Origin of the sequence: Ornithinimicrobium cerasi (genome assembly GCF_003702705.1) — a bacterium.
Taxonomy (GTDB): domain Bacteria; phylum Actinomycetota; class Actinomycetes; order Actinomycetales; family Dermatophilaceae; genus Ornithinicoccus; species Ornithinicoccus cerasi.
Genome location: NZ_QZMN01000001.1, coordinates 1 through 23,198, shown reverse-complemented (window position 1 = coordinate 23,198; position 23,198 = coordinate 1). Strand labels below are relative to the sequence as shown.

The following is a 23,198-nucleotide window of genomic DNA, read 5'->3' as shown; positions in this document are numbered from 1 at the left end:
CGGTGGCCGGGCGGGATCGGCACTGTCGGAGCAGGCACCGGCGGGCGTACATTGAGAAACGACGGAAGGTCTCGGTCATGCGCATGATGACTGCTCTCCAGACCCGGCGCAGCGCCGCGACGATCGTCCTCGCCCTCGGGCTTGCAGCATGCGGGGCCGCAGGGGACGGCGACACCGACGACGACCCAGCGGCCGTCGAGACCCCGCAGGATCCGTCGGACGAGCCCTCCGAGGTTGACGAGGAGGAGGAGCCCGAGCCGTCGGCGGAGGAGTCGGAGCCCGAACCCGAGCCCGAGCCCGAGCCTCCGCCGGTCGTGGTGGCGAGCCCCCTCGACATACCCCTGCCCATCAACGTCCTCTCCGGGAGCGTCTACGCGGACCGGCTCGGCGAGATCGAGGACCTGGTGCGCGAGGCCTGCGGCGGCGAGCTGTGCCTGACGATCGTCAAGAAGGGGCAGGGGTCGACCCTGTTCGAGGGCGACGTCTGCGACCGGATCGACACCGTCGAGGGCACCGTCTTCGACGACGCTGGTCAGGGGCACCTCACCGTCGACCCGGGTGGGGAGTTCGTCGTGCTCGTCAACGTCCGCTGCGAGGACGTCCCGGCCTCCCCCGGCGTCGACGGGTCGATCACCACGAGCGCGCCGTGAGCGAGGGGGCGGTCGCCCCGGCGTCTCCTGCGGACCGGCCCCGCCGACCGGGGCCGGTCGCGGTGCTCAAGACCCTGGCCTCGGTGATCGCCCCGCTGTCCATCATCACCGCGCTGATGTTCTACTTCGGTCTCCTGCACGCCTACCACTTCTTCCGCCAGTTCGGCATCGACTACACGGTCTTCGACCTGAGCACCCAGGACTACGTCGTGCGCAGCGCCGACGGGCTGTTCATCCCCCTCGCCGTCGTCTGCCTGCTCGTGCTCGTGGTCGCCTGGGTCTACCAGCTCCTGCCCGACGCCCCTCCCGGGCACGTCACGAGGGCCGCACGGGTCCTGGTCCCCCTGCTCGTCGTGGTCGGTGCGGTCCTCCTGCTGCTCGCCCTGTGGGGCGCCGTGAACACGAACGACACCGACACCCCGTTCGAGAAGGTGCGATGGTTCCCCGGTCTGGCCCTGGTCGGGGGGGTCCTCGCGCTCCAGGGTGCGACGCGGGTGCACCACTGGGTCCGGGAGCAGGGCCCCGACCACCGGGGCCGACAGGCCCACCCGGTGTGGGCGGCGACGGAGTGGACGGCCGTCATCGTCCTGGTCTCCACCGGGTTGTTCTGGGCGGTGGGCAACTACTCCGCCGACGTCGGCAAGCTCCGGGCGAGGTCGGTGGTCACCCAGCTCCCGACGAAGCCCTACGTGACGGTCTACGCCGACCAGCGTCTGGCGCTCACCACGCCGGGGGTCCGGGAGACCGCCTGCTCGCAGGCGGAGGTAGCCGGTGTGCGCTACCGATACGACGGGCTGCGGATGGTCCTCCAGGAGGGAGGACTCCTCTTCCTCGTGCCCTGGGACTACGCGCACGGGCGCGACACCGCCATCGTGCTCCCCCGGTCGGCGGCGGCTCGGCTCGAGTTCTCCTACGCGTGGCCCGCGGACCTCTCCTGCTGACCCGACCCGGCGGATCGCCCGACGGGCGGTAGCGTGGCCGGATGAGCACGCCGGTGGACGTCGCGATCCTCAACGACTACGAGGTCGTGGTCCACGGCGTGGCCGCCATGCTCGAGCCCTACGCGGACCGGGTGCGGGTCGCCGAGCTCGACATGGGACGCCCCCCGGTCACGCCCGTCGACCTCACGCTCTACGACACCTTCGCGCAGGAGCAGGTCGACGGTTCCATCGTCGACGACCTCGTCGGACGCCCCCACATCGGTCGCGTGGTGATCTACAGCTGGAACATCCACGCCGCGTTGGTCGACCTCGCCCTGCGCAAGGGGTGCGCCGGCTACCTGCCCAAGTCGGCCGGTGCGCTGGAGCTCGTCGAGGCGATCGAGCGCATCGCTGCGGGTGAGGTGGTGGTGCCCGGCCACTCTCTTTTCGCCCCTCCCCCCGAGGTGCCCGAGGTCGAGCCTGAGCCTGGCACGCCGTGGCCGGGCAAGGAGCACGGTCTGTCCGCTCGTGAGTCCGAGGTCATCTCGCTCATCACGCAGGGGCTGAGCAACGACGAGATCGCGACCCGCAGCTACCTGACGATCAACACGGTGAAGAGCTACATCCGCACGGCCTACCGCAAGATCGGCGTCACCCGCCGCTCGCAGGCCGTCCGCTGGGGGGTGGAGCACGGCCTGCTGCCGACCCGGCAGCGCGAGATCGACCCCCACCACCACGGCTGACCCGGGGACCGCATCCCCGAGGCGGTCCGGCCCGACCACAGACAGGAACCACCCATGAAGGTCCTCGTCACCGGAGCCACCGGTTACGTCGGCGGACGGCTCGTGCCCCGCCTCCTCGACGCGGGGCACGAGGTCCGCACCACCACCACGGACCTCTCCCGACCTGCGCCCTGGTGGTCGGACCGGGTCGAGACGGTGCAGATGGACATCACCGACGCGCACGAGGTCGACGCGGCGGTGGCCGGCGTCGACGCGATCTACTACCTGGTCCACGGCATGGGTGGCGGCAGCGACTTCGCCGAGAAGGACCGCCTCGCCGCCCAGAACGTCGCCGACGCGGTGGTCACCCACGGGACCGGGCGGGTCGTCTACCTCTCCGGCATCGTCCCCCCGGTCGAGCGCCAGGAGCTCAGCGAGCACATCACCTCCCGGCTCGAGGTCGAGGAGATCCTCACCGCCACGCCTGCCACGGTGCTCACGCTGCGCGCGGCCGTGCTCCTGGGCAGCGGCTCGACCTCGTTCGAGATCATCCGCCAGGTGAGCGAGCGGATGCCCCTGCAGGCCGTCCCGTCGTGGATGAACTCCGACGTCCAGCCGATCGCGGTCGTCGACGCGATCGCCGCCCTGGTCGGTGCGCTCACCGCCGACGTCGGCTCTCGCAGCTACGACATCGGCGGGCCCGCGCGGATCCCCTATGCGGAGCTGCTCGACCGCTATGCCGCGCTCGCCGGCCTCACGCGCCCCCAGGTCACGGTCCCGTTCCTGCCGACCGACCTCGTCGGCACGCTGGTCGGTGCCCTGACCGACGTGCCCACGCCGACGGTGGAGGCGCTGGTGGAGAGCCTGCACCACGACATGGTGTGCGCCGAGGAGGACTTCCGGCGCGATCTGCTGCCGGAGGGCTACGCGCTGATGGGCCTCGACGAGGCGGTCCGCCGCTCGCTCGCGGACCCGAGGGAGTCCTCCCAGGCGGAGCCCGCGACGGCCGACCCGATGGGGCCGCTGGCGCACGACCCGTCGTGGGCCGCCGGCGGCGACGACCAGCCCTTCCTCGCGAGGGCCGTCGACGCCGTCCAGGACACCGTGGGCCGGGTGCTGCCCGGCTGAGCAGGCCCGTCCGCCGCAGCCGTGACCGTCCCGGCCGTCGACGAGGTGGCGCTGCCGTTCCGTGGAACGGGCACATTGCCGTCCTTCCTGGGCGTTTGCGGCTGATCCGGCAGATGTGCCCGTCCGGCGCAACGCGCCAGGCAGATGCACCCGCTCCTCAGAGCCCGGACATGCGCTCGGTGACCGGCCACCCGTCCACCGTCACCTCGCACCGCTCCGACCAGAAGCACACGAGGTCCCGCACCGGCTCGCCGTCGTGGAGGGGGTCCGGGGAGGGCCAGGCGATGTCCGCCGCCGGGACGGCATACTCCGGGACCAGCCGACGCGGCTCCCAGACGAGGAGAGCCGACGTCGTGTCCGCGACGGGCTGCCCGACGCGGCTCGCCCGGGTGCCCCTTGCAGGCGGCGTAACGCAGCTCGGGCAGCTGCTCGAAGGTGATCCCCAGCAGGTCCCCGGCCATGCCCGCCCACGATCCTCGCCCCCGATTCGGCCGACAAGGGCGGTGCGCGAGGATGACGCGATGCGAGCCGTGCGCTACGACGCCTTCGGGCAGCTGCCCTACGTCACCGACGTCCCCGACCCCGACGTCGTGCAACTGCCCGGCGGCGTCGTGATCGAGGTCGGGGCGACCGGCCTGTGCCGCTCGGACTGGCACGGCTGGCAGGGGCACGACCCGGACATCGCGACCCTGCCGCACATCCCCGGCCACGAGTTCGCCGGCGTCGTGCGGGAGGTCGGCGAGGGTGTGCGGCAGGTGCGGGTGGGGCAGCGCGTGGTCGTCCCGTTCGTCTGCGGCTGCGGCACCTGCGAGGTATGCCGTGCCGGCGCCACCCACGTCTGCCCGCACCAGTGGCAGCCCGGGTTCAGCGGGCCGGGGTCGTTCGCCGAGCTCGTCGCCGTCCCGGCGGCCGACGTCAACGTCGTGCCCCTGCCCGACGAGGTGAGTCTCGAGGTCGCGGCGGGGCTGGGGTGCCGGTTCGCGACGGCATACCGCGGGGTCGTCGACGTCGCCCGGGTGCGCGAGGGCGAGCGGGTGGCGGTGCTCGGCTGCGGCGGGGTGGGGCTGGCCGCGGTGATGGTCGCGCACGCGCTCGGGGCCGAGGTCGCCGCCGTGGACGTCGACGCCGGCGCGCTGGCCCTGGCCCGCGAGGTCGGCGCGGCGCACCTGGTGGACGCCTCCTCCGGCGACCCGGTCGAGGCGCTCCGCGAGCGGTGGCCGGACGGTGCCCAGGTGGCCGTCGACGCGCTCGGCAGCGTGGTCACCGCACGTGCCGCCACCTCGTCGCTGGCGGTGCACGGCCGCCACCTGCAGATCGGGCTGCTGCCGCCGGCGGTGGTCGGCGACCGGGCGACGGTGCCGATGCACACGGTCATCGCCCGCGAGCTGATCGTGCTGGGCAGCCACGGCATGCCCGCGGGCGACTACGCGCGGATGCTCGCGGACATCGCGGGAGGACGGTTGCGGCCGGAGCGGCTGCTGGGTCGCCGCATCACCCTCGACGAGGCTCCCGCGGCGCTCGCCGCGATGGACGCGCCGCGCGGCAGCGGCGTGACCGTCATCGTCCCGTGACCTCCAGCCCCAGCAGCGCCTCGCTGCGCTGCCACAGCCCGCGCGCGAGGGCCGCGTCGTGGGCCTGCGGGTTGACCCTGCCGGGCTTGTTCCGCTCGTAGTACTCCCCCGACTGCCACGTCACCCCGGGCGTTCCCTCGGCGAGCCAGACCAGCCGGCTCCCGCCGGTCTCCACGCTGGTCATGAGGTGCCGCAGCGGCGTGTGGTAGGCGAACCGCATGACGCTCGAGGTGTCGTTGGCGAAGTTGGTCGCGATGCCACCGGGGTGGAACGCCGCCGCGCTCAGACCCTGCTCGGCGTAGCGGCGGTGCAGCTCCTTCGTCATCAGGACGTTGGCCAGCTTGCCGTCGCCGTAGGCCTTGTTGGCGCTCCAGGCGCGGGCGTTGCCGAGGTCGTCCAGGTCGATCCTCCCGAACAGGCGGTGCCCGACGCTGGACGTCTGGATGACCTTGGCCCCCGACTCGACGAGCCGGTCCAGGAGCAGGTGGGTGAGCAGGAACGGGCCCAGGTGGTTGACCTGGAAGGTCTTGTCGAACCCGTCGACCGTCGTCTCCTGCTGGAAGATGCCGCCGGCATTGTTGGCGAGCACGTCGATGCGCGGGTATGCCGTGAGCAGCTCCGCCGCGAGCGCGCGCACCTGGGTCAGGTCGGCGAGGTCGGCGACGTGGGACGGCGCGTCGATCGCGGAGGCGACGGCGGCGGTCTTCTCCGGCGAGCGGCCGACGACGACCACCCGGTGCCCGTGCTCGCTGAGCTGACGGGCGGCGGCGGCGCCGATGCCGTCGCTGGCGCCGGTGATGACGATGGTCTGCTGCTGGGGCATGGGGCAAGCTCCTCGTGGTCGGTGCGCGACTCCCTCCGCCCATGGATCGCGGGAAGGCTCGTGGGGTGAGTGCGGCCCCTCAGGGTAGGCGGCATACCTGCGTCGCGGCTGTGGTCGAGGAGTCTGCTACGGCGAGACGGGGGCACCCTTCCCGTTCGAGACGGTGCAGGCCGAGCCGTCGAGGGTGACGACCGGTCCGGCCGTGCTGGAGAGCGTGAGGCTTGCACCCCGCACGAGCAGGCTGATCTCGACACCGAGCGGCGTACGCACGAGCACCTGGCTCTGCTCCTCGACCTCGGGCTCGGGCCCCGTGGGAGGCGCGCCGATCCAGTAGGCCTCGTCGTCCCGGTCGTTGTTCTGCCACAGGACGAGGACCTGCGCCCCGAGGCCCGGGCGGGCAGCACCGCCCTGCGGGGTCGCGTGCGCGAGGCTACCGCCCCATCCCCGCGTCCCTCGCCCGCGCGATCGCCTCGGCCCGGCCGCCGGCGTGCAGCTTGGCATAGATCGAGGACACGGCGTTGCGGACGGTCTTGTTGGAGACGTACAGCTCGGCCGCGATGGCGTCGTTGGTGCGACCGGCCGCCAGCCGGTCCAGCACCTCGCGCTCCCGGTCGGTCAGCTCCGGGAACGGCACCTCCTCCGGCCGCGCCGGCGCACCCGCCCGCCCGAAGAACTCCGCCACCCGGGCCGCGAGCGCGGCGCCGAAGACCATCCCGCCTGCCGCCGCCGCGCGGATCGCCCGCTCGACCTCCTCGGCGCCCGACCCCTTCAGCAGGTAGCCGCTCGCCCCCGCGCGCATCGCTGCGAGGATCGTGTCGTCGTCCTCGTTCATCGTCAGCATCACGACCCGGACCTCGGGGTGCCGCCCGGTGACGAACCGGGTCGCCTCGATCCCGTCGAGCCGCGGCATCTGGATGTCCATGACGACGACGTCGGGGCGGGTCTGCCCGACGACGTGCACCGCGTCCTGGCCGTCGCTGGCCGAGCCCACCACCTCCAGCCCGTCGAGCGCGCCGAGCAGGGCGACCAGCCCGTCCCGGACGATCTGGTGGTCGTCCACGACGACGATCCGGATCATCGGTCCTCCAGGGGCAGGACGGCACGCACCAGCGTGCCGCCGTCGGGCGGGCAGGAGACGTCGGCGCGCCCGCCGAGCTCGGCGGCGCGCTCGTGCAGGGAGAGGAGGCCGACGCCCGACTCGGCGTCGTCGGGCACCCCGACGCCGTCGTCGCGGACGGTGACGACGAGCGCCCCGTCCGCCACCTCGAGACGCACCTCGCAGGTCCTCGCGCGGGCGTGGCGGGTCACGTTGGTCAGGGCCTCCCCCACGATCCGGTATGCCGCCACCTCCACCGCCGCGGGGAGCGCGCCGAGCCCCGGGTCGGGTGCGGTGACGGTCGTCGCCGGGCCGGCCACGCTCATCCGCTCGGCCTGCTGGGTCAGCGCGCCCACGAGGCCGCGGTCGTCGAGGGCGGGAGGGCGCAGGTCGTGGACGAGGCGCCGCACGTCGGCGACGACGTCCTGGACCAGTGTCGCCGTGGCCCGCAGCTGCGTCTTGGCCTGCTCGGGGTCCCGGTCGACCAGGAGCCGGGCCGACTCCAGCTGGAACACCACCCCGCCCAGGTCAGGGCCGAGACCGTCGTGCAGGTCGCGGCGGATGCGCCGCCGCTCCTCCTCCCGGGCGAGGACCAGGCGCTCCCGGCTGGCCTGCAGCTCCTCGGCGAGCCGGCTGCTGCGGGCCGCGGTGGCGGCCTGCCGGACGAGGTCGCCGAGCAGCTCCTCGTCGCGCGGCGAGAGCCGGCTGCGCAGTCCGCGGGCCGGCAGGACGAGGCGGCCGACCGCCTCCCCCCGGTAGGAGATGGGCAGGCTGCGGGTCTCGGCCGGCCGCTCCCCCACCGAGGTCGTCAGGCGCTCCCCGCCGCCACGCTCCACCTCGACGCTGACGAACGGCACCCGGAAGGCGTCGGCCACGGCACGCGCGACGGCGGCGAGCTGCTTGCCGCCCTCGTCGGTCGTCTCCAGCGTCGCCGCCAGGCCGGACACGGCGTCGTACCGGTCGGCTCGGGCGCCCAGCATCAGGCGCCGGACCCACCGGGACAGCCGGTGACGCAGCGGCGCGTAGACGAGCGCGGTGAGCAGCAGGACGGTGAGCACGACCTGCCGCTCGTCGAGCCGCTCCCCCAGCATCGTGGTGAGCAGCCAGAGCCCCGCGAGGTCGACGGCCACGACCACCGCGGCGAGCCCGGCCCACAGCACGGTCCGGCCCAGCAGCTCCTCGATCGAGACCAGCGCCGGGTCGACGATGCCGATGGTCATCGCGACCGCAGGCAGGGCCATGATGAGGAGGACGACCACGTCCTGCGCCGCCCGGAGCTCGAGCAGGAAGGTCGCGGCGATCAGCAGGGCCATCGCCACCACCGACCACAGCAGCCAGCGCATCCGGTCGCGCTCGCGCCCGGCCGACCGCAGGTAGCGCACCACGACCGTGGCCATCGCCACGACCATCCCCGCCAGCGAGGCGACCACCGTGACCGGCCTGGCCACGGCGGCGAGGGCCGGGCTCGCGGGGAGCGCGCCGAGGTCGAGGTCGACACCCGGCGGGAGCGCGACGTCAGGCAGCCCGTCGACCGGCGCGACCACGACGAGCGCCGCGCCGAGCGCCATCGCCCCGGCGGCGGCCCACGAGGCCGCCCGCCACCGGCCCGGCACGAAGCGCCCCGTGGGGAAGAGCAGGAGCAGCAGCGCCAGCGTCACCGGCAGGAACGCGCCGACCCGGTTGAGGAACCACAGCGCGAGGTTGACGCCCGGCAGCACCGCCTCGGCCCGGATCCCGAAGCGCACCCACGACTGCGACAGCCCGTCCAGCGCCCAGAAGCACCCGAGCCAGGCCAGCGCCCAGCCGAAGCCCTGCCGGGGGTCGCGGACCAGGATGACGGTGGCGAGCCCCGCGAGGAGGGGACCGAGCGCGGCATACCCCCAGCCCCACCCGGGGGCGAGCTGCGCACCCGGGCCGTCGGCGTCGGTGGAGACGTCGAGCCAGATCGTCACGGCGAGGACCGCGAGGGTGACCAGCACGAAGCCGGCCCCCGCCCCTCGGGCGGTGGCCGGCCTCGTGCGGAGGTCCGTGAGCACGGTGCTCACTCTGTCAGTCCCTCAGGCCGCGCGGTGCGCCCTGTCGCCGGCGACGAAGCCGACGGCGGTGACCAGCAGCCACAGGACCCCCGGGACTGCGGCGAGGTACTGGAACGGGGAGACGCCGACCAGGAGGGTCAGGCCGCCCAGCACCAGCCCGACCAGCCCGAGCCACCGCGGGACCGCACGGGCCCGTGCCGCGAGGTGGACGCTGACCCCGGAGAGACCGGTGAGGACCCACAGCCACGGGATCGTGCCGGTCCAGTGGTTGTACATGACCGCGCTGGAGGCCGTCACCAGCCCGTCGCCGGCCGCGAAGGAGAGCATGAACTCGGTGTTCAGACCCGTCCCCAGGACGGAGACGACGGCCGTCCCGAGCAGCCCCGCGAAGGCGACGAGGGGTAGCGCGCTCCCGGTCGGGAGGACGGAGGCGAGCCGACGGTGCAGGCCGGCGGCGAACACGATCATGAGGATCGCACCGAGGACGGTGATCGAGTGGAACGCGAACATCCAGCCGGCCTGGGTGTGCAGCCTCTCCAGGATGGCCTCCGGCTGACCGGCGATCGACCGGTCGTAGATGGCGTTGATGCCGCTGCTGGTCACGACGGTGCCGATGCCGGCGAGGCCGGCGCCGATGCCCGAGGCGGCCCAGAGCCGGCTGCGCCGTGCGGGGGCGGGGGCCGGCTGCTCGACGACGTCGGAGCGGACGGGGTGGGTGGTGGAGATGGTGGTCATCGCGGTTCCTCTCTGCGGGGTGGTTGGTGCGATGACACGACTCTGGCGTGCGGGCTGTCCCGTCCGGGAGGGACAGGTGGGCAGGTGTTGTCCCGACCCCGTCCCGACCCGGTCCCGGGCGCGCGGCGGGGGGAACTACCGTGGGAGGTGCCGCCGGACCCGGCGCCGGGGGCGGGAGGAGCAGGGTATGTCGATCCGCCAGCGGGTCCTCGTCGGCAGCGTGGCGGTGCTCGGGGTGGGCGGGACGAGCCTGGGGCTCTACCTCGCACAGGCGCCCGAGCACGTGCCGACGGCGGTGGTCGTCGACGACACCGCGGCGGTGCTGCACGAGCCGACCCTGCGGGACGCCGTCGAGCAGGTGCGTTTCCACGCGCCGACGGACGTCGCGGTGTTCACCCACCGTGGGGGCCCGGAGGCTCTCACCGACGACCTGGCGCTCAACGACGCGGTGCTCGACCACGCGCGGACCTCGCGGACGGAGTGGCTCAGCGACGACGGGCAGACGTGGGCCGAGGACCTGTTCATCGTCGCGGTGGACCCGGAGGGGCGGCTGGTCGGGACCTACTTCGGTGACAACCGGGCCGTGGGCGACGACGCGCAGCTGGCGATCCAGGACGAGACCAGGGACGACTTCCGGGCCGGTCGGTGGACCGAGGGGGTCGTCGCCGGGGTCGAGGCGGGGGCGGACCGGATCGAGGCGCCCGTGATGCGGAGCACCGGCGGGGTCGTCGCGGCGTCGCTGGCGTCGGGGGCGGCCCTGCTCGGCGCGGGTGCCTGGACCGGGGTGGGGATGCACCGCGCGGGGCGGAGCCGCAAGGCCCGGGCGGAGGGTGACGAGAGGATGGCCAGCGTCGTGCGCGACGCCGAGGTCACCGAGCTGCACGCCCGGCTCATCCCGGAGGACTCCCGCTACGGGGGCCTGATGCTGCGGCGCTACGACGACTACACGCGCGGCGTGCGCGAGCTGACCGAGCTGGGCAACGAGGCACGCTCGGTCCGGGAGCGCGACTACGACGACCGGGACGCGCTGAGGCGACTGACGGCATACCGGGACAAGGCGGTGGCGGTGGACCAGCTGGACGACGTCATCGCCGACACCGCAGCCTTCCTCAACCGGGACCGCGCGTGGGTGGAGGCGTGGCAGCGGCAGGTCGGGCCGGTGCGCGAGGACCTGGAGCAGGTCGGGCCGATGCTCGAGGGCGACCTGCCGGAGGAGGCGCGCGGCGTGCCGGAGGCGCAGCGGCTGCGGCAGTTCGCCTCGAAGGAGCTGGCCGGGCTGGACCGTCTGCGGGGCGACCTCGAGGCGCGCGCCGTCTCCCCCGACGACGCGCTCGACCACCTGCGCCGCGTCCAGGACCGGCTGAGCGGCCACCTCGACGCCCTGGCCGCCGCGGTGGCGCAGGTCGTCGGCGAGGACGAGTCGGAGCGGGAGACGATGGAGAAGGCCATGGGCACCGCGCGCGCACGCCGGGTCGGCCGGCCGACCATCATCAGCGCGGCGCACCCGGCGTGGACGTGGTACGCCGTCGACTCGTTCCGGACCGGGCTCTCCAGCGGGACCAGCGAGGTGCAGCAGGCGCGGTCCTCCTCGGGCGGGTCGTCGGGCTACAGCGGGGGCGGCAGCTTCAGCGGTGCGGGCAGCTCGTCGCGGTTCTGACCGTGCGAGGGCGGGCCTGGCCCGATGGCGGTGCGGTGCGATTCTCCTGTGCCACAGAGATTGTCAGGGTGACACATGTGGCACGACAGCCGCGCACAGTCATGCGGGAGCAGCAGCCCGCGTCGGACGGACCATCAGCACCACGACGAGCAGCGCGGCCAGCGCCGCCGTCCCGACGAAGAGCACCACGCCGGGCCACCCGGCACCGGCGAAGGCCAGCCCGCCGGCCCAGCCGAGGACGCTGGAGCCGGCGTAGTAGGCCAGGTTGTAGAGGCCGGTCGACTGCGCCCGGGCCGTGACCGCCCGCGCCCCGGCCCAGCCGGAGGCGACGGAGTGGGCGGCGAAGAACCCGCCCGTCATCACCACCAGGCCGGTGAGCACCAGCCACAGCGGGCCGGCCAGGGTCGCCGCCAGGCCGGCGACCATCACGAGGACGCTGGTGACGAGCACGGCATACCTCCCGTGCCGGACCGCGAGCACCCCGGCGCGCGGCGCCGAGACGGTGCCCGCGAGGTAGGCGAGGAAGGTGGCGCCCACGGCCCACGCGGGGAGCAGGTAGGGCTCGGCGACCAGCCGGAACGCGAGATAGTTGTAGGCGGCGACGAAGCCGCCCATGAGGAGGAACGCCGCGAGGTAGAGCCCGAGGAGGGGGCGGTCGCGCAGGTTGGTCAGCACCCGGCCGGTCCGCGCGACCAGGCCCTCCCCGCGGACGGCCACGAAGCGACGTTCCCGGGGCGCGAGCAGGACGAAGGCGACCGCCGCCACCGCCGCGGTCGCCGAGACGGTGGTCATGCCGACCCGCCAGGAGGTGAGGTCGGCGACGGGCGTGGCGATGACGCGCCCGAGCAGGCCGCCGACGGTCGTGCCGCCCACGAACCAGCCCGCGGCGACCGCGGCGGCGCGCGGGTGGACCTCGTCGTTGAGGTAGGCCATCGCCAGCGCCGGCACCCCGCCCAGCGCCATGCCCTCGAGCAGCCGCAGCAGCAGCACGACCTCGAAGGTCGGCGCCCACGCCGACGCCAGGCCCAGGACCGTGGCGCCGATCACCGCCGCCACCATGGCCCGCAGCCGTCCGAGGCGGTCGCCGACGAAGCTCCACGGCACCACGGCCAGCGCCAGCCCGAGGGTTGCGGCCGACACGGTGAGCGCCGCCCGGTCCGGGCCCACGCCGAGGTCGTCGGCGATCTGCGGCAGCACGCCCTGCGGCGAGTAGAGCTGGGCGAAGGTCGCCACCCCCGCGCAGACGAGGGCGGCGAGGAGCCTGCGGTATGCCGTGCTGCCGCTCGCGTGGCCCTCGTGCGTCAGCGCGGCGGGCACGTCGGCGGGGCGGGGGCGGTCGACGGCATGGGAGGCAGCCTAGGGGCGGGCCTCCTGTGGCGGCGGTCGGGCCGCATCTGGTGGAGCGGTGGCTTGCGCGTGCAGGAGGGTGACTGGGGTGGGTTGGTGTCGCCGGGGCAGCACCCAGCCACCCCGCGAGCGCGCGTTCCGTGACGCGTCACGGCTGATCTCGTGGACGCCCTGGCCCGTGGTGAAGACCGGGGGTCGTCGTGAACGCTCTCGCACCCGTACGGTGGCGCTATGCGCACCGCCGTCGGGGTCCTGGCCATCGCCCTCGGGCTGCTCTGGACGCTCCAGGGGCTGGGCGTCGTGGGCGGCAGCCCGATGACGGGCGTCACGCTGTGGGCGGTGGTCGGGCCGGTCGTGGCTCTCGCGGGCGTCGGGCTGATCCTCACCGGTCGCCGACGGCGACCCTGACGTGCCGGACCCGTCCTCGACGAGGTGACCTGGTCGACCGCTTCCGGCCACGCCGTCCGTCGCACCGGGCACCGTCAGGAGACCGCGTGGCCCTCAGAGGTCGCCGTCGGCCAGCAGGCGGTCGAGCTTGGCGTAGCCGTCGTTGACGCCGACCTCCATCCCGGACGACAGCCACTGGTCGCGACCCTCGAACGAGTCGCACAGGGAGAGCGCGTGCAGCCTGGTGCGGCCGTCGCCGAGGTCCTCGAACGTCAGCGTCTCCAGCGCGATCGCCTCGGGCATGCCCTCCCAGCAGAAGGTCTGGACGATGCGGTCCTCGCCGACCTCGGGGAAGGTGCCCCGGAAGCCGGACTCCTCCTCGCCGACGACGTGCACGTAGCGGAAGGAGCCCAGCGTCCGGGCGTCCCACTGGTCGATGCGGATGCTGCCCTCGCCGGGGCCGACCCAGCGGGCGAAGAGGTCCGGGTCGGTGTGCGCCCGCAGCAGCTGCGCGGGCGTGGCGCGGAAGTCGCGGGTGATCCGGATCGCGGGGATCGTGGCGTCGGCCTCGATCACGGCCTGCTGGTGGGCGGTCGTGGTGATGTCGGTGGTGCTCATGAAGCTGTCCCTTCTCGTGCTGCGGTGTCGTCCTCGTGCGCGTCCTGCAGGTCGGCCAGGACCGCGTCGAGGCGCTGGAATCGCTCCTCCGCCTGGCGCCGGTAGCGCTCGATCCACCTGGACATCAGGTCGAAGACCTCGGCCTCCAGGTGAACCGGGCGACGCTGGGCGTCCCGGCTGCGGGTGACGAGGCCGGCCTCCTCGAGCACCTTGAGGTGCTTGGAGACGGCCTGGATGCTGACGGCGTACGGCTCGGCGAGCTCGCCGACCGTGGCGTCGCGCTCGGTGAGGCGGGCGACCATGTCGCGCCGGGTCGGGTCGGCCAGTGCGGCGAAGACCCGGGAGAGCCGGTCGGTCATGACGTCCACCTTTCTCAACTGTCTGGTTGAACAAAGGTATGCCGCGTCCGCCGGGTTGTCAACCCGCTGGTTGAATACCACCAACCGTGCCGAGGCTGGTCAGGCGCGGGGACGTGGCCTGCACGCTGACCGGCGACCTGAGCGGCACCCGGGGCGCCTGAGGGGCATGACCGGGGTGGCCGGCTGTCGTCCTGGCGACAGTCAGCCACCCCACTCGTGGCAGGGTTGGACTACTCGACCGGCTGGAAGTAGTTGCTGTCCAGCCAGCGCGCGATCTTCTTGCCGATCACAGCCCCCTCCTCGTCGGCGGTGCGGAAGTGGATGCCGCCCCAGACACGGGAGTCGACGATCTCCTGGATCGCGCTCGAGAAGGTCGAGAACTGCCGGGGCTGACCCGGGAACCGGCCCGAGTGCACCTCGAAGTCCATCTTGTCGGTGCCGAAGAACGTCTTCGCCGTGTGGAGGACGGCCCCGCTGACGCAGCCGTGGCCTGACGGGTGGTCGGGGAAGGGTGGCGTCGTCAGGGTCGGGCTCGTCGTGACGTCGAAGAGCGGCGTCCACGTGGGGTCGGCGACGGTCTTGCGGTTCCCGTCCGTGTCGGCCTCGCGGATGGCCATGGTCGGGCGCCAGAAGTTCCAGTAGTACTTCTCCTCCCAGCACGCGGTGGCCCCGTCAGCGGCCGCGAGGTTGACCTGGGCCAGGAGCCGGGAGCCGTCGACGACGTCCAGCCCCTCCGACACGGACAGCTCCCGGAACACCCTGTTCCACAGCGCCGTGGGCGGGAACTGCCAGAAGATCGCGGCCGTGGTCTGGTCGGCCGTGCGGGTGGTGCTCGTGAGCGAGCCGATCTCCTTGACCTCGTTGAACTCCTTCGCGTAGGCCCCGCTGGTCAGCTTGAGGGGGCCCTTGGACCGGAACTGCGAGGCGCTGTCGAGAAGGAAGGGGTCGAGCCCGCCGACCCACGGGTCGGGGTCGTAGGCCCCTCCGGGCACGGGCTCCCAGTCGCCGGGCTCGGTCGCGACGGGGAAGACGAAGGGAGCGAGGTAGCCGTCGTCCGCACGGGCGGCCAGCATCGCGGCCGCCGCCGCCTCCCCGGCCGCCACGCCGTCGTCCTCGCCGGGCCCGTCGGGGATGCTCAGCAGCGTCGCGTCGTAGGCGGCGTCGAGGGCGGCCACCCGGCCGGCGGCGACCAGGGCGACGAGCACGTGGTGGGCCGCGGTGGCGATCGCGGCGTCGTGCGAGGCCCCCGGGGCCAGGTCGAGGGTCTCGAGGTCGAGCAGGTAGGGCTGGTGACCGCGGTCGATGGCGTTCACCGCGTCGTAGACCGCGCCCTGCACCATGGCGATCCCGCGCGCCTGACCGTGGGCGGTCGGGCGGATCAGGACTGTCTCGCCCTGGGCGATGAGGTTCCACTCCAGGAGCACGTCGATGTCGGCCGTGCTGAGCGCGCCGGTCGACGGCTGCGGGGCGGCCGACACGGTGGTCCCGGACACGGCGGCCGTGACCGCACCGGCCGCGAGCACGGCGCAGGCGGCGAGCGCTCGACGGGGTGGACGTGCTGCGGCATACCTCGGGTGCGAACGCGCGGTGAGCTTCCTTCTGGTCATGTCTTTCCCCAACCTCGGGCGCGGCCCGCAGCGCGCTCCTGACCTGCGGGGCGCGGCGGCACCGCACCCACCGATGCCACAGGGGCGGCGGGACCGGGGGCCTCACCCCGCCGTCGACCGGTGACATCGCTTGCTCCCCGGGAGGAGGCGACGTGGCCCCGGCGAACCGGCGTGCAGCTCGCAGGCGCCTCCGTCCAGGCTAGGGCCGGGGACGGCGGAGCGACATGGGTAGAAATACCCACCCGGCCTCGCGAGGCGGTGGCGTGGCGCCGCGTTGAGCGCGGCCGGTCTCGGTATGCCGTGCAGGTGGCGGCGTAGCCTGGACCGGTGAGCGCCAGGACAATCCCCAGCTTCGCGCTGCTGACGCCCGAGCGTCGCGCGACGCTCGCGCGGAGGGCCCAGCAGCTCGCCGCGGCGTCGGTCGTCTACAACGTCGTCGAGGCGGTCGTCGCGATCACCGCCGGGCGGGTGGCCGGGTCCGCCGCGCTGATCGGTTTCGGCCTGGACTCCACCGTGGAGGTGGCCAGCGGGCTGATCATCCTGTGGCAGTTCCGCCACCCGCTGCCGGAGTCCCGCGAGCAGCTCGCCGGGCGCCTCATCGGGCTGTCCTTCTTCGCCCTCGCGCTCTACGTCACCTACGAGTCGGTGTCGGCGCTCCTCACCGGCAGCCGGCCCGAGTCCTCCACGGTCGGCATCGTGCTTGCCACGTTGTCGCTGATGGTCATGCCGGTGCTGTCGTGGGCACAGCGCCGGACGGGCCGGGAGCTCGGGTCCGGCGCCGTGCACGCGGACGGCACCCAGACGCTGCTGTGCACCTACCTCTCCGCCGTCCTCCTGGTCGGCCTGCTGGCCAACTCCCTCCTGGGGTGGTGGTGGCTCGACGCGGTCGCCGCCCTGGTCATCGCCGCCGTCGCGGTCCGCGAGGGCCGGGAGGCGTGGCGCGGCGACGGCTGCTGCTCGGTGCCCGTCGCGAGGGGCTCCGACTCGTGCTGCCAGGCGGACGACTAACCGACCAGACCCGACTCGTCGAGGTCCTGCACGACCTCGTTGCGGCGCAGGGGTGCGGGGACGAGCGGCGGGTCGAAGCGCGCCCAGCGAGGGGGACCCACGGGGGTCAATCCGGCCGCCCGGACCGCCCGGACCGCCCGGTCGAGCACGGCGCGATGACGCTCGAAGGAGGCCTCGGTCCACCGGCCGCGGTACCGGCGCGCGGCGGCGAGCGCCGTCGGCCGTTCGTGAAGGGTCACCTCGGGGCTGGTCGGGACCGGCGCGGTCTCCAGGGTGAACGTCGAGGGCAGGACGAAGGAGACGGCATACTCCCCCTGCTCCGTGGTCTCCCTCTGCACGACCGGGGCGGTCATGGCGATCGTCTCCGAGTCCCTCTGCACCACCGGTGCGGTCATGGCGATCGTGCTGGCCGACCGGTTGCGCCCGCCGATGTAGCCGGCCAGCGTGCGGAATGCGGTGTTGCCGGCGTCCTCGAACGAGGCGCGGACGACCACCTCGGCGACGACGTGAGCGGGGTAGCGTCGCAGCTCGAACTCCCCGTAGGTGCGGACGACCTCGTAGGGCTGCTTCTCGGTCACCCCGTGAACGCTACGCCTCACCCAGCGCCGGGTCGGTGCCGCACCGGGGTATGGACGCGGACGACCGCTCGCGCGGGGGGTGCGCCGGTGTCAGGGTCCTTCCGCCAGCAGGTCGGGCAGCGTGACGAACCCGTACCCCCGCGAGCGCAGGTCCTCGATCATCCCCGGGAGGGCGTCCGCGTCGAGGGTGGAGCCGTCGTCCGGGTGGGCGCCCACGTGCATGAGGACGACCTGCCCCGGGCGCAGGGTGCTGAGCACGCGGTCGCGGACGACCGCGGTCGTGATGCCCCCGCTGGTCCCCTTCCACCCCAGGGTGTCCGCGGTCCAGCGGATCGGGACGTAGCCGGCGTCGTTGACCACCTCGATGTCCAGCGACGTGCGGTCGCCGAACGGGAACCTGAACAGGGGCGCAGTCGGGTGGCCGGTCAGCGCCGAGATGGACCCGTCGGCGGCCCGCAGCTCGGCTCGGATCTCCTCGTCTGTGGAGTCCGGGAAGGAGGGGTGGGTGTCGCTGTGGTTGCCGACCGGGTGCCCGGCGCGGACGATCGCCCGGACGCTCTCGGGGTAGGACCGCGCGAAGGAACCGGTGACGAAGAAGGTGGCGACGACGTCCTCGCGGTCGAGGGTGGCCAGGATGTCGGCGACCGCGGTGTCGGAGGCCCCGCCGTCGAAGGTGAGGGCGACGACCCGGCGCTCGGTGGCGAAGGCCTCGACGTCGACGCCGCGCCAGGCGCGGACGAGGGCGCTGACGTCGGGGGTGGTCGGCGTGGCGGTCGTCGGTTCGGCACTCGTGGCGACGTCCCGGGTCGACGACGCGCTCGCGTCGGTGCTCGTCGACACGGGCTCCTCGGCGCCACCCGCGGACGTCGTCGTCGTGGTCGTGGTGCCGGGTGCCGCGCCCGGGTCGTCGTCGCCGCCGCAGCCGGCCAGCACCAGCGTCCCGACGAACACCGCGGCCAGGACCACCCCCGCTCGCCGCTGCTGGCGCCTCATCCCGTCCTCCTCCTCGCCCGACCCGTCTCACCCCTTCTGTCGCGGGCGGGCGACGCAAGGTTCAGCAGCCGCGAGGGCCGATCGAGGTGAGGCGTGCGGCATACCGAAGCCTTCAGCGCCCGTGACTATGTTGCACCCAGCTGAGCCATCAGCGCGGGGACCTCGAAGTAGACCCGGCCTGCGGTGATCTTCCCGTCCCGGAGGTCGTAGACCACGCAGAGCGGCACCCGCACGTCCTTGCCGGTCGGTGCGATCCCCATGAAGTCGCCGGTGTGCCTGCCGACGAAGAATCCCTCCCAGGTCGCGTGCTCCACGTCGAAGACCGTCACCTGCGGCTCGGCGGTCGCGGTGAACGCCACCCGGTAGAAGTAGTCGAGCATCCCCTGCACAGCCTCCGGGCCGCGGTGCTCATCCCCCGTCGCCATCACGGTGAACACCACGTCGTCGGCCATCACGCCGACGTCGGAGTGCTCCGACTCGAAGTAGCCGCCCATGACCGACCGCGTGAGCTCGACCGACTGTTCCTGACCATCCATCGTCGTCCCCTTCCCTGGACCACTCCCCGGTGGACCCCCGGGCGGGACCACCCGGTTCGCAGGCTACTCCCGTGCGCTCCCCCAGCACCGAATGTCACGACGTCTCCGGGCCACGGGATGCCCCAGGTCGTTGCCACACTGGACGTATGGATGCGGACGACCCGGACGGCCCGGGCGCGGGTCGCCGGCAGCGGCTCGCCGCCGGGCTGACCGTGGGGATGCTGATCGGCGTCGGTCTCTCGCTGGCCCTCGACGACTGGGGGATGCTGGTGGTGGGGCTCGCCCTCTGCATCGTCTTCTGGGCGGGCTCCGGGTCCGACGCCCGGTAGCTCGACGGCCCAGGCTCCCTGATGGCTGTGGACGCCGGGGCGCCCCGAGGAGCACACTCTCAAGGACGCTGCAGCACCACGACTCTCGGGGACGCCATGGACGAGGACGTTGAGCACCTGGAACGGCTCAAGGGTGCCGCCTGGGCCCGGTTGGGCGGGCTCGTGGTCGCCGGCCTCGCTGCGCTCGGGACGGTGTATGCCGCCTGGGAGAACCCCGTCCTGCGGGTCGTCAGCTCGGCGCTCCTCGGGGCAGTGGCCATCTATCTGCTCCTCCGCAGCTCGAGGCGGGGCCAGTCGGGACGATCCGGCCGAGGACGACGGGCTCTCTGCTACACCGGCATTCTCGCCACCGCTCTGCTGGTGGTCGGGGTCGCGACCTGGACGTGGCGTGAGCAGAACGCCCCGGACCTGCACCTGGCCGGCCTGCGCGTGGCCCAGCTCGAGGACGGAGGTGGCAGCGTCCTCGTCTCGCTCGACGGCGGCACCCGGTCCGACGTGATCACCGGGCTGACGCTGATCTCGGCGGTCGAGCAGATCGAGGCCTGCGGTGGAGAGAATATCGAGTCGCTGGCCGTCTCCCCCGTGCTGGTGCCGACGAGCCAGGACGGCGGCACCCTCCTCGTCAGCGGTGAGCACGACTCGTCCCTGCAGCCCGGCGCCGCGGTGCAGATGGTGGGCGGCATGGACGCCGACCACTGCGGCGACGCCAGCTGGTTGTCCCTGAGCCCGCAGCAACCGGTCCAGGCCGGTGAGGTGCAGCAGCTGGAGGTGGAGGTGCCGGGCCGGTTCGAGATCGAGTCCTCCGTCCTCAGCGACGGTCTGGAGGACCAGACCGTGGACGAGGCGCTCGCCGAGGGCACCTTCGCGGACATCCCGACGTACGAGGACTACCTCCGGACGATCCGCCCGGGTATGGCGCACGCCGTCCTGTCCTGGCCGTGGTCCTTCGACGCCCAGGAGCTCCGGGACGCCGGGTGGCGGGCGGTGCTGGTGGTGGCTGCGACGTCCGGGGAGGGGGAATGCGTGATCGGCGGCCTCGACCTCCTCGACGACGGCAGCGAGCTCCTCCCAGCGGAGATGATCCCCTCTCTGGACAGCAGCAAGGTGCTCTCGCACCTCCCGGAGGCGTGCACCTGAGCGGCGCGCCACCGGTGGAGGGTCACCGAGCCCGCCGCCACACGAGTGCGGCCACCACCTCCGCGACACCGACCGCGAGGAACGCCCACTGCACCGGTGAGGTGAACCCGATCAGCGGGAGCTGCATCCCCACCCAGGCGGTGAGCCCGACCCCGACGACCAGGCCGGCGTCGGGCGCCAGACGGTGACGTCGCAGGCCAAGGAGCAGAGCCCCGGCCTGAGGCAGGGCGACCAGCCCGCCGAGGGCCGCGGCGGGCAGCGCGCGACCGTCCACGAACGGCAGGACCTCCCTGAGCTGGTCCACCAGCGGGTCGAAGGCCCCCGACAGGAAGCCCTGCACGCCCGCCACGGCGCCCAGGGCCGTCAGCGCCTCGAGCGAGAGCGTGGTGATCCGTGCCGAGCGGGGCGGGCGCCGCGGCGCCCCGTCGAGGGTCATGGCTGCCAGAGTGGCAGCCGACCGGCGAGGACGGCAACCGTCAGTCCCGCATCATCGGGGGCAGGAGCGTCTCGGCCCCGGCCGCCTCGAGCAGCCGCGCGGGCCTCCCCCGACCACCACGTCGCTCCTCCCCCGTCTCGCGCACGAACCCCTGCGTGCGCGTCACCTTGCGGGCGAAGTTGCGCGGGTCGAGCGCCGTGCCCCACACCGCCTCGTAGACCCCCTGCAGCGCGGGCATCGTGAACCTGGCCGGGACGAACCGCAGCGCGAGGTCGGTGTACTCCAGCTTGGACCGCGCCCGTTCCACCCCGTCCTCCAGGATGACGCGGTGGTCGAAGGCCAGGTCGAGCCCCAGCGCCTCCTCGACCGGCCACCAGCGCGCGTCCGCGGCGTCGGACCCGCCCCGCACCTCCGGCAGGTCGGCACCGACGGCGAGGTATGCCGCGGACACCACGCGGCTGCGGGGGTCGCGCCCCGGGGCGCCGTACGTCGCCAGCTGCTCGAGGTGCACGGCGTCGCCACCCACCCCGGTCTCCTCCTCCAGCTCACGGTATGCCGCGTCCATCAGGTCCTCGTCGACGTGGACGAAGCCGCCCGGCAGCGCCCACCGACCGCGGAAGGGTTCTGCCCCGCGCTCCACCAGCAGGACGGCGAACGTCCCCTCGCGGAGGGTCAGGATCACCAGGTCGACGGTGACGAAGAACGGCGGGTGCTCCGAGGTGTAGGCCACCACCGCAGGGTAACCCCATCTTGTCTCCTTGACAGGTATGTCGGTGGCGGCTTCTATTGTCAGAGTGACATCAAAGAAGGAGTCACCATGAAGCTCTCCACCATCCAGACAGACCGCGCCGCAGGCGTCCTCCTCGGCCAGGCGGTCGGCGACGCCCTGGGCGTCCCCTACGAGTTCGGCACCGAAGCCCTCGACCCGCGCACCGGGCCGCGGATGAGCGGCGGCGGGCTCGGCGGTTACGCACCGGGCGAGTGGTCCGACGACACGCAGATGGCGATCACGATCGTCGAGGTCTCCGCGTCGGGCGCGGACCTGACCGGCCCCCGCGGTCTCGGCACGGTCGCCCGCAACTTCGAGCGCTGGCTCGACGACGGTCCGGCCGACATCGGCGCGCAGACCAGCGCCGTCCTGCACGCCGCGCGCCGGGCCGGACCGGCCCTCCCCCGGCAGGAGGTGCTGCGTGACGCGGCCCGCGCGCTGCACGGGCGGACCGGACGGACCGCCGGCAACGGCGCCCTCATGCGCACCGCGGTCGTCGGCCTCACCCGGCTCGACGACCGGCGCGCCACGGCGGCAGCGGCACGCGCGGTCGCCGAGCTCACCCACTGGGACCCGCTCGCCGGGGACTCGTGCGTCCTGTGGTCGGAGGCGGTGCGCCGGGCCGTGGTCGACGGGGTCCTCGACGTCCGGGGCGGGGTCGACCTGCTCCCGGAGGACCGTCGGGGCAGCTGGGAGGCCCTCCTCGACGACGCCGAGTCGCGTCCGCCGGCCGACTTCCGCCCGAACGGCTTCACCGTCACCGCCCTGCAGGCGGCCTGGTCGTCCATCTCGCAGACGCTCCCGGCCGAGCCGAGCCCCGACCACGTGGGCGACGCGCTGCGCACCGCAATCTCGGTCGGCCACGACACGGACACGGTCGCGGCCATCGCGGGCGGGCTCCTGGGAGCTCGCTACGGCGCCTCCGGTATGCCGTTCACGTGGACCCGTCTGGTCAACGGGTGGCCCGGCCTGCGCGCCCCGGACCTCGTGCGGCTGGCCGTCCTCACCGCACGCGGCGGGCGTGACGACGGGGCCGGCTGGCCGAGCACGGCATACCTCGTGACGCCGCAGCGGCCGCTCGGTCGGCCGCACCCGCTCGACCCCGACGTGCTCCTGGGCACGACGGCGGACCTGGACCGCGCCGAGGAGCTGGGCTTCGACGCCGTCGTCTCGCTGTGCCGGCTGGGCAGGGAGGAGTTCGCGCCCGGACCCGTCCGGCCGCAGGACCACGCGCTTGCGTGGATCGTCGACGACGACGACCCCGCGACGCACCAGCACCTGCGCTGGGCGCTCGACGACGCGGCGCGCGCCGTCAAGGAGCTGCGCGAGGAGGGACGGCGGGTGCTGCTGCACTGCGTGGCCGCGCAGCACCGCACCCCCTCGGTGGCCCTGCGCTACTCGGTGCTGCTGGGTGCCCACGTCGACGAGGCGGCCGCGCAGATCTCGTCCACCCTCGGCCGCGACATCGACGGTCTGCTCTGGATGGAGGCCCAGCGATGAGAAGCCCTGTGTCAACCCGTCGCGGCCATGGCCTCCTGGGTGGGGTTGGTGAGGAGGCGTTGGAGCGCGTTGTGCTTGGTGGGGTCGTAGGCGGTGTGGCCCTGCCAGAGGTGCCAGATGACGTAGAGCCAGGCTCGGGCCAGGACGCGGACGGCGTGTGCGTGGTCATGGCCGCGGGCTCGGGCGCGGTCGTAGAGGTCGGCGGCCCAGGGGTTGGCGTGGCGGCTGTCGCCGGCGAAGTCGGTGACGGCGTCGC

General features: G+C 73.5%; 26 protein-coding genes. 11 read left to right on the top strand and 15 right to left on the bottom strand.

The window, feature by feature from the left end; translation table 11 throughout:
* Positions 1-77 precede the first annotated feature (77 nt).
* The 5 genes from D4B81_RS00125 (at position 78) to D4B81_RS00105 (ending at position 4,991) form a co-directional block, all read left to right on the top strand.
* Entirely contained in the window at positions 78-650 is a 573-nt protein-coding gene (locus D4B81_RS00125; RefSeq protein WP_122260528.1) for a hypothetical protein, read from the top strand.
* Positions 647-1,591 (top strand): hypothetical protein, encoded by a 945-nt coding sequence (locus tag D4B81_RS00120; RefSeq protein WP_122260527.1) that lies wholly within the window; start codon positions 647-649, stop codon positions 1,589-1,591. Before D4B81_RS00125 ends, D4B81_RS00120 begins: the two co-directional genes overlap by 4 nt.
* A 41-nt stretch (positions 1,592-1,632) precedes the next feature.
* Positions 1,633-2,313 (top strand): helix-turn-helix transcriptional regulator, encoded by a 681-nt coding sequence (locus tag D4B81_RS00115; protein ID WP_122260526.1) that lies wholly within the window; start codon positions 1,633-1,635, stop codon positions 2,311-2,313.
* A gap of 54 nt (positions 2,314-2,367) precedes the next feature.
* A complete protein-coding gene (locus tag D4B81_RS00110; protein ID WP_122260525.1) occupies positions 2,368-3,420 on the top strand; it encodes an NAD(P)H-binding protein in 1,053 nt (350 codons plus the stop codon).
* A gap of 521 nt (positions 3,421-3,941) precedes the next feature.
* Positions 3,942-4,991: an alcohol dehydrogenase catalytic domain-containing protein gene (locus D4B81_RS00105; protein WP_122260524.1), complete on the top strand. Its 1,050-nt coding sequence runs from the start codon at positions 3,942-3,944 to the stop codon at positions 4,989-4,991.
* Here the strand turns inward: D4B81_RS00105 and D4B81_RS00100 are convergent.
* The 5 genes from D4B81_RS00100 to D4B81_RS00080 form a co-directional block, all read right to left on the bottom strand.
* Positions 4,978-5,814: an SDR family NAD(P)-dependent oxidoreductase gene (locus D4B81_RS00100; RefSeq protein ID WP_122260523.1), complete on the bottom strand. Its 837-nt coding sequence runs from the start codon at positions 5,812-5,814 to the stop codon at positions 4,978-4,980. The genes D4B81_RS00105 and D4B81_RS00100 overlap by 14 nt on opposite strands.
* Before the next feature lie 126 nt (positions 5,815-5,940).
* On the bottom strand, positions 5,941-6,315 hold the full coding sequence (locus D4B81_RS00095) for a hypothetical protein (RefSeq protein WP_122260522.1): 375 nt from the start codon (positions 6,313-6,315) through the stop codon (positions 5,941-5,943).
* On the bottom strand, positions 6,245-6,892 hold the full coding sequence (locus tag D4B81_RS00090; protein WP_202613507.1) for a response regulator transcription factor: 648 nt from the start codon (positions 6,890-6,892) through the stop codon (positions 6,245-6,247). Before D4B81_RS00090 ends, D4B81_RS00095 begins: the two co-directional genes overlap by 71 nt.
* Positions 6,889-8,946 carry a GAF domain-containing sensor histidine kinase gene (locus D4B81_RS00085; RefSeq protein WP_161964928.1) on the bottom strand — a complete coding sequence of 686 codons (2,058 nt, stop codon included), beginning with the start codon at positions 8,944-8,946 and terminating at the stop codon, positions 6,889-6,891. The genes D4B81_RS00090 and D4B81_RS00085 overlap by 4 nt, the downstream gene beginning before the upstream one ends.
* Positions 8,947-8,967: 21 nt before the next feature.
* A complete protein-coding gene (locus tag D4B81_RS00080; RefSeq protein ID WP_161964927.1) occupies positions 8,968-9,681 on the bottom strand; it encodes a hypothetical protein in 714 nt (237 codons plus the stop codon).
* Between the two features lie 187 nt (positions 9,682-9,868).
* On the opposite strand from D4B81_RS00080, the gene D4B81_RS00075 reads away from it, so the two are divergent.
* Entirely contained in the window at positions 9,869-11,338 is a 1,470-nt protein-coding gene (locus D4B81_RS00075) for a DUF5129 domain-containing protein (RefSeq protein WP_122260519.1), read from the top strand.
* Between the two features lie 99 nt (positions 11,339-11,437).
* On the opposite strand, the gene D4B81_RS00070 is transcribed toward D4B81_RS00075, so the two are convergent.
* Positions 11,438-12,655 carry an MFS transporter gene (locus D4B81_RS00070; protein ID WP_122260518.1) on the bottom strand — a complete coding sequence of 406 codons (1,218 nt, stop codon included), beginning with the start codon at positions 12,653-12,655 and terminating at the stop codon, positions 11,438-11,440.
* Between the two features lie 261 nt (positions 12,656-12,916).
* Between D4B81_RS00070 and D4B81_RS18370 the strand changes: the two genes are divergently transcribed.
* A complete protein-coding gene (locus D4B81_RS18370; protein ID WP_202613506.1) occupies positions 12,917-13,093 on the top strand; it encodes a hypothetical protein in 177 nt (58 codons plus the stop codon).
* 93 nt (positions 13,094-13,186) lie between these two features.
* Here D4B81_RS18370 and D4B81_RS00065 read toward each other — a convergent pair whose 3' ends face one another.
* From D4B81_RS00065 to D4B81_RS00055, 3 genes are all read right to left on the bottom strand, one after another.
* Positions 13,187-13,690, bottom strand: a complete 504-nt coding sequence (locus D4B81_RS00065) for an SRPBCC domain-containing protein (protein WP_122260517.1) — start codon at positions 13,688-13,690, stop codon at positions 13,187-13,189.
* Entirely contained in the window at positions 13,687-14,049 is a 363-nt protein-coding gene (locus D4B81_RS00060) for an ArsR/SmtB family transcription factor (protein WP_122260516.1), read from the bottom strand. Before D4B81_RS00060 ends, D4B81_RS00065 begins: the two co-directional genes overlap by 4 nt.
* 230 nt (positions 14,050-14,279) lie before the next feature.
* A complete protein-coding gene (locus D4B81_RS00055; protein ID WP_161964926.1) occupies positions 14,280-15,656 on the bottom strand; it encodes a vanadium-dependent haloperoxidase in 1,377 nt (458 codons plus the stop codon).
* A 327-nt stretch (positions 15,657-15,983) separates the two neighbouring features.
* On the opposite strand from D4B81_RS00055, the gene D4B81_RS00050 reads away from it, so the two are divergent.
* On the top strand, positions 15,984-16,664 hold the full coding sequence (locus tag D4B81_RS00050; RefSeq protein ID WP_237565713.1) for a cation diffusion facilitator family transporter: 681 nt from the start codon (positions 15,984-15,986) through the stop codon (positions 16,662-16,664).
* On the opposite strand, the gene D4B81_RS00045 is transcribed toward D4B81_RS00050, so the two are convergent.
* From D4B81_RS00045 to D4B81_RS00035, 3 genes are all read right to left on the bottom strand, one after another.
* Complete coding sequence (locus tag D4B81_RS00045) at positions 16,661-17,242, bottom strand: SOUL family heme-binding protein (protein ID WP_122260514.1); 582 nt, start codon at positions 17,240-17,242, stop codon at positions 16,661-16,663. The two genes, D4B81_RS00050 and D4B81_RS00045, sit on opposite strands and share 4 nt — an antisense overlap.
* A gap of 90 nt (positions 17,243-17,332) precedes the next feature.
* Positions 17,333-18,235 (bottom strand): polysaccharide deacetylase family protein, encoded by a 903-nt coding sequence (locus tag D4B81_RS00040; RefSeq protein ID WP_122260513.1) that lies wholly within the window; start codon positions 18,233-18,235, stop codon positions 17,333-17,335.
* A gap of 125 nt (positions 18,236-18,360) precedes the next feature.
* On the bottom strand, positions 18,361-18,771 hold the full coding sequence (locus D4B81_RS00035; RefSeq protein WP_122260512.1) for an ester cyclase: 411 nt from the start codon (positions 18,769-18,771) through the stop codon (positions 18,361-18,363).
* Between the two features lie 146 nt (positions 18,772-18,917).
* On the opposite strand from D4B81_RS00035, the gene D4B81_RS00030 reads away from it, so the two are divergent.
* Complete coding sequence (locus D4B81_RS00030) at positions 18,918-19,100, top strand: hypothetical protein (RefSeq protein ID WP_097186661.1); 183 nt, start codon at positions 18,918-18,920, stop codon at positions 19,098-19,100.
* Between the two features lie 96 nt (positions 19,101-19,196).
* A complete protein-coding gene (locus D4B81_RS00025; protein WP_122260511.1) occupies positions 19,197-20,237 on the top strand; it encodes a hypothetical protein in 1,041 nt (346 codons plus the stop codon).
* Between the two features lie 22 nt (positions 20,238-20,259).
* On the opposite strand, the gene D4B81_RS00020 is transcribed toward D4B81_RS00025, so the two are convergent.
* Entirely contained in the window at positions 20,260-20,673 is a 414-nt protein-coding gene (locus D4B81_RS00020) for a hypothetical protein (protein ID WP_122260510.1), read from the bottom strand.
* A 40-nt stretch (positions 20,674-20,713) separates the two neighbouring features.
* Positions 20,714-21,403 carry an NUDIX hydrolase gene (locus D4B81_RS00015; protein WP_122260810.1) on the bottom strand — a complete coding sequence of 230 codons (690 nt, stop codon included), beginning with the start codon at positions 21,401-21,403 and terminating at the stop codon, positions 20,714-20,716.
* Between the two features lie 87 nt (positions 21,404-21,490).
* Here D4B81_RS00015 and D4B81_RS00010 point away from each other — a divergent pair, with 87 nt between their 5' ends.
* Positions 21,491-22,942, top strand: a complete 1,452-nt coding sequence (locus D4B81_RS00010) for an ADP-ribosylglycohydrolase family protein (protein WP_122260509.1) — start codon at positions 21,491-21,493, stop codon at positions 22,940-22,942.
* Positions 22,943-22,953: 11 nt separating this feature from the next.
* On the opposite strand, the gene D4B81_RS00005 is transcribed toward D4B81_RS00010, so the two are convergent.
* On the bottom strand, positions 22,954-23,198 hold a 245-nt coding region (locus D4B81_RS00005), incomplete at its 5' end, for a hypothetical protein (RefSeq protein WP_474100183.1).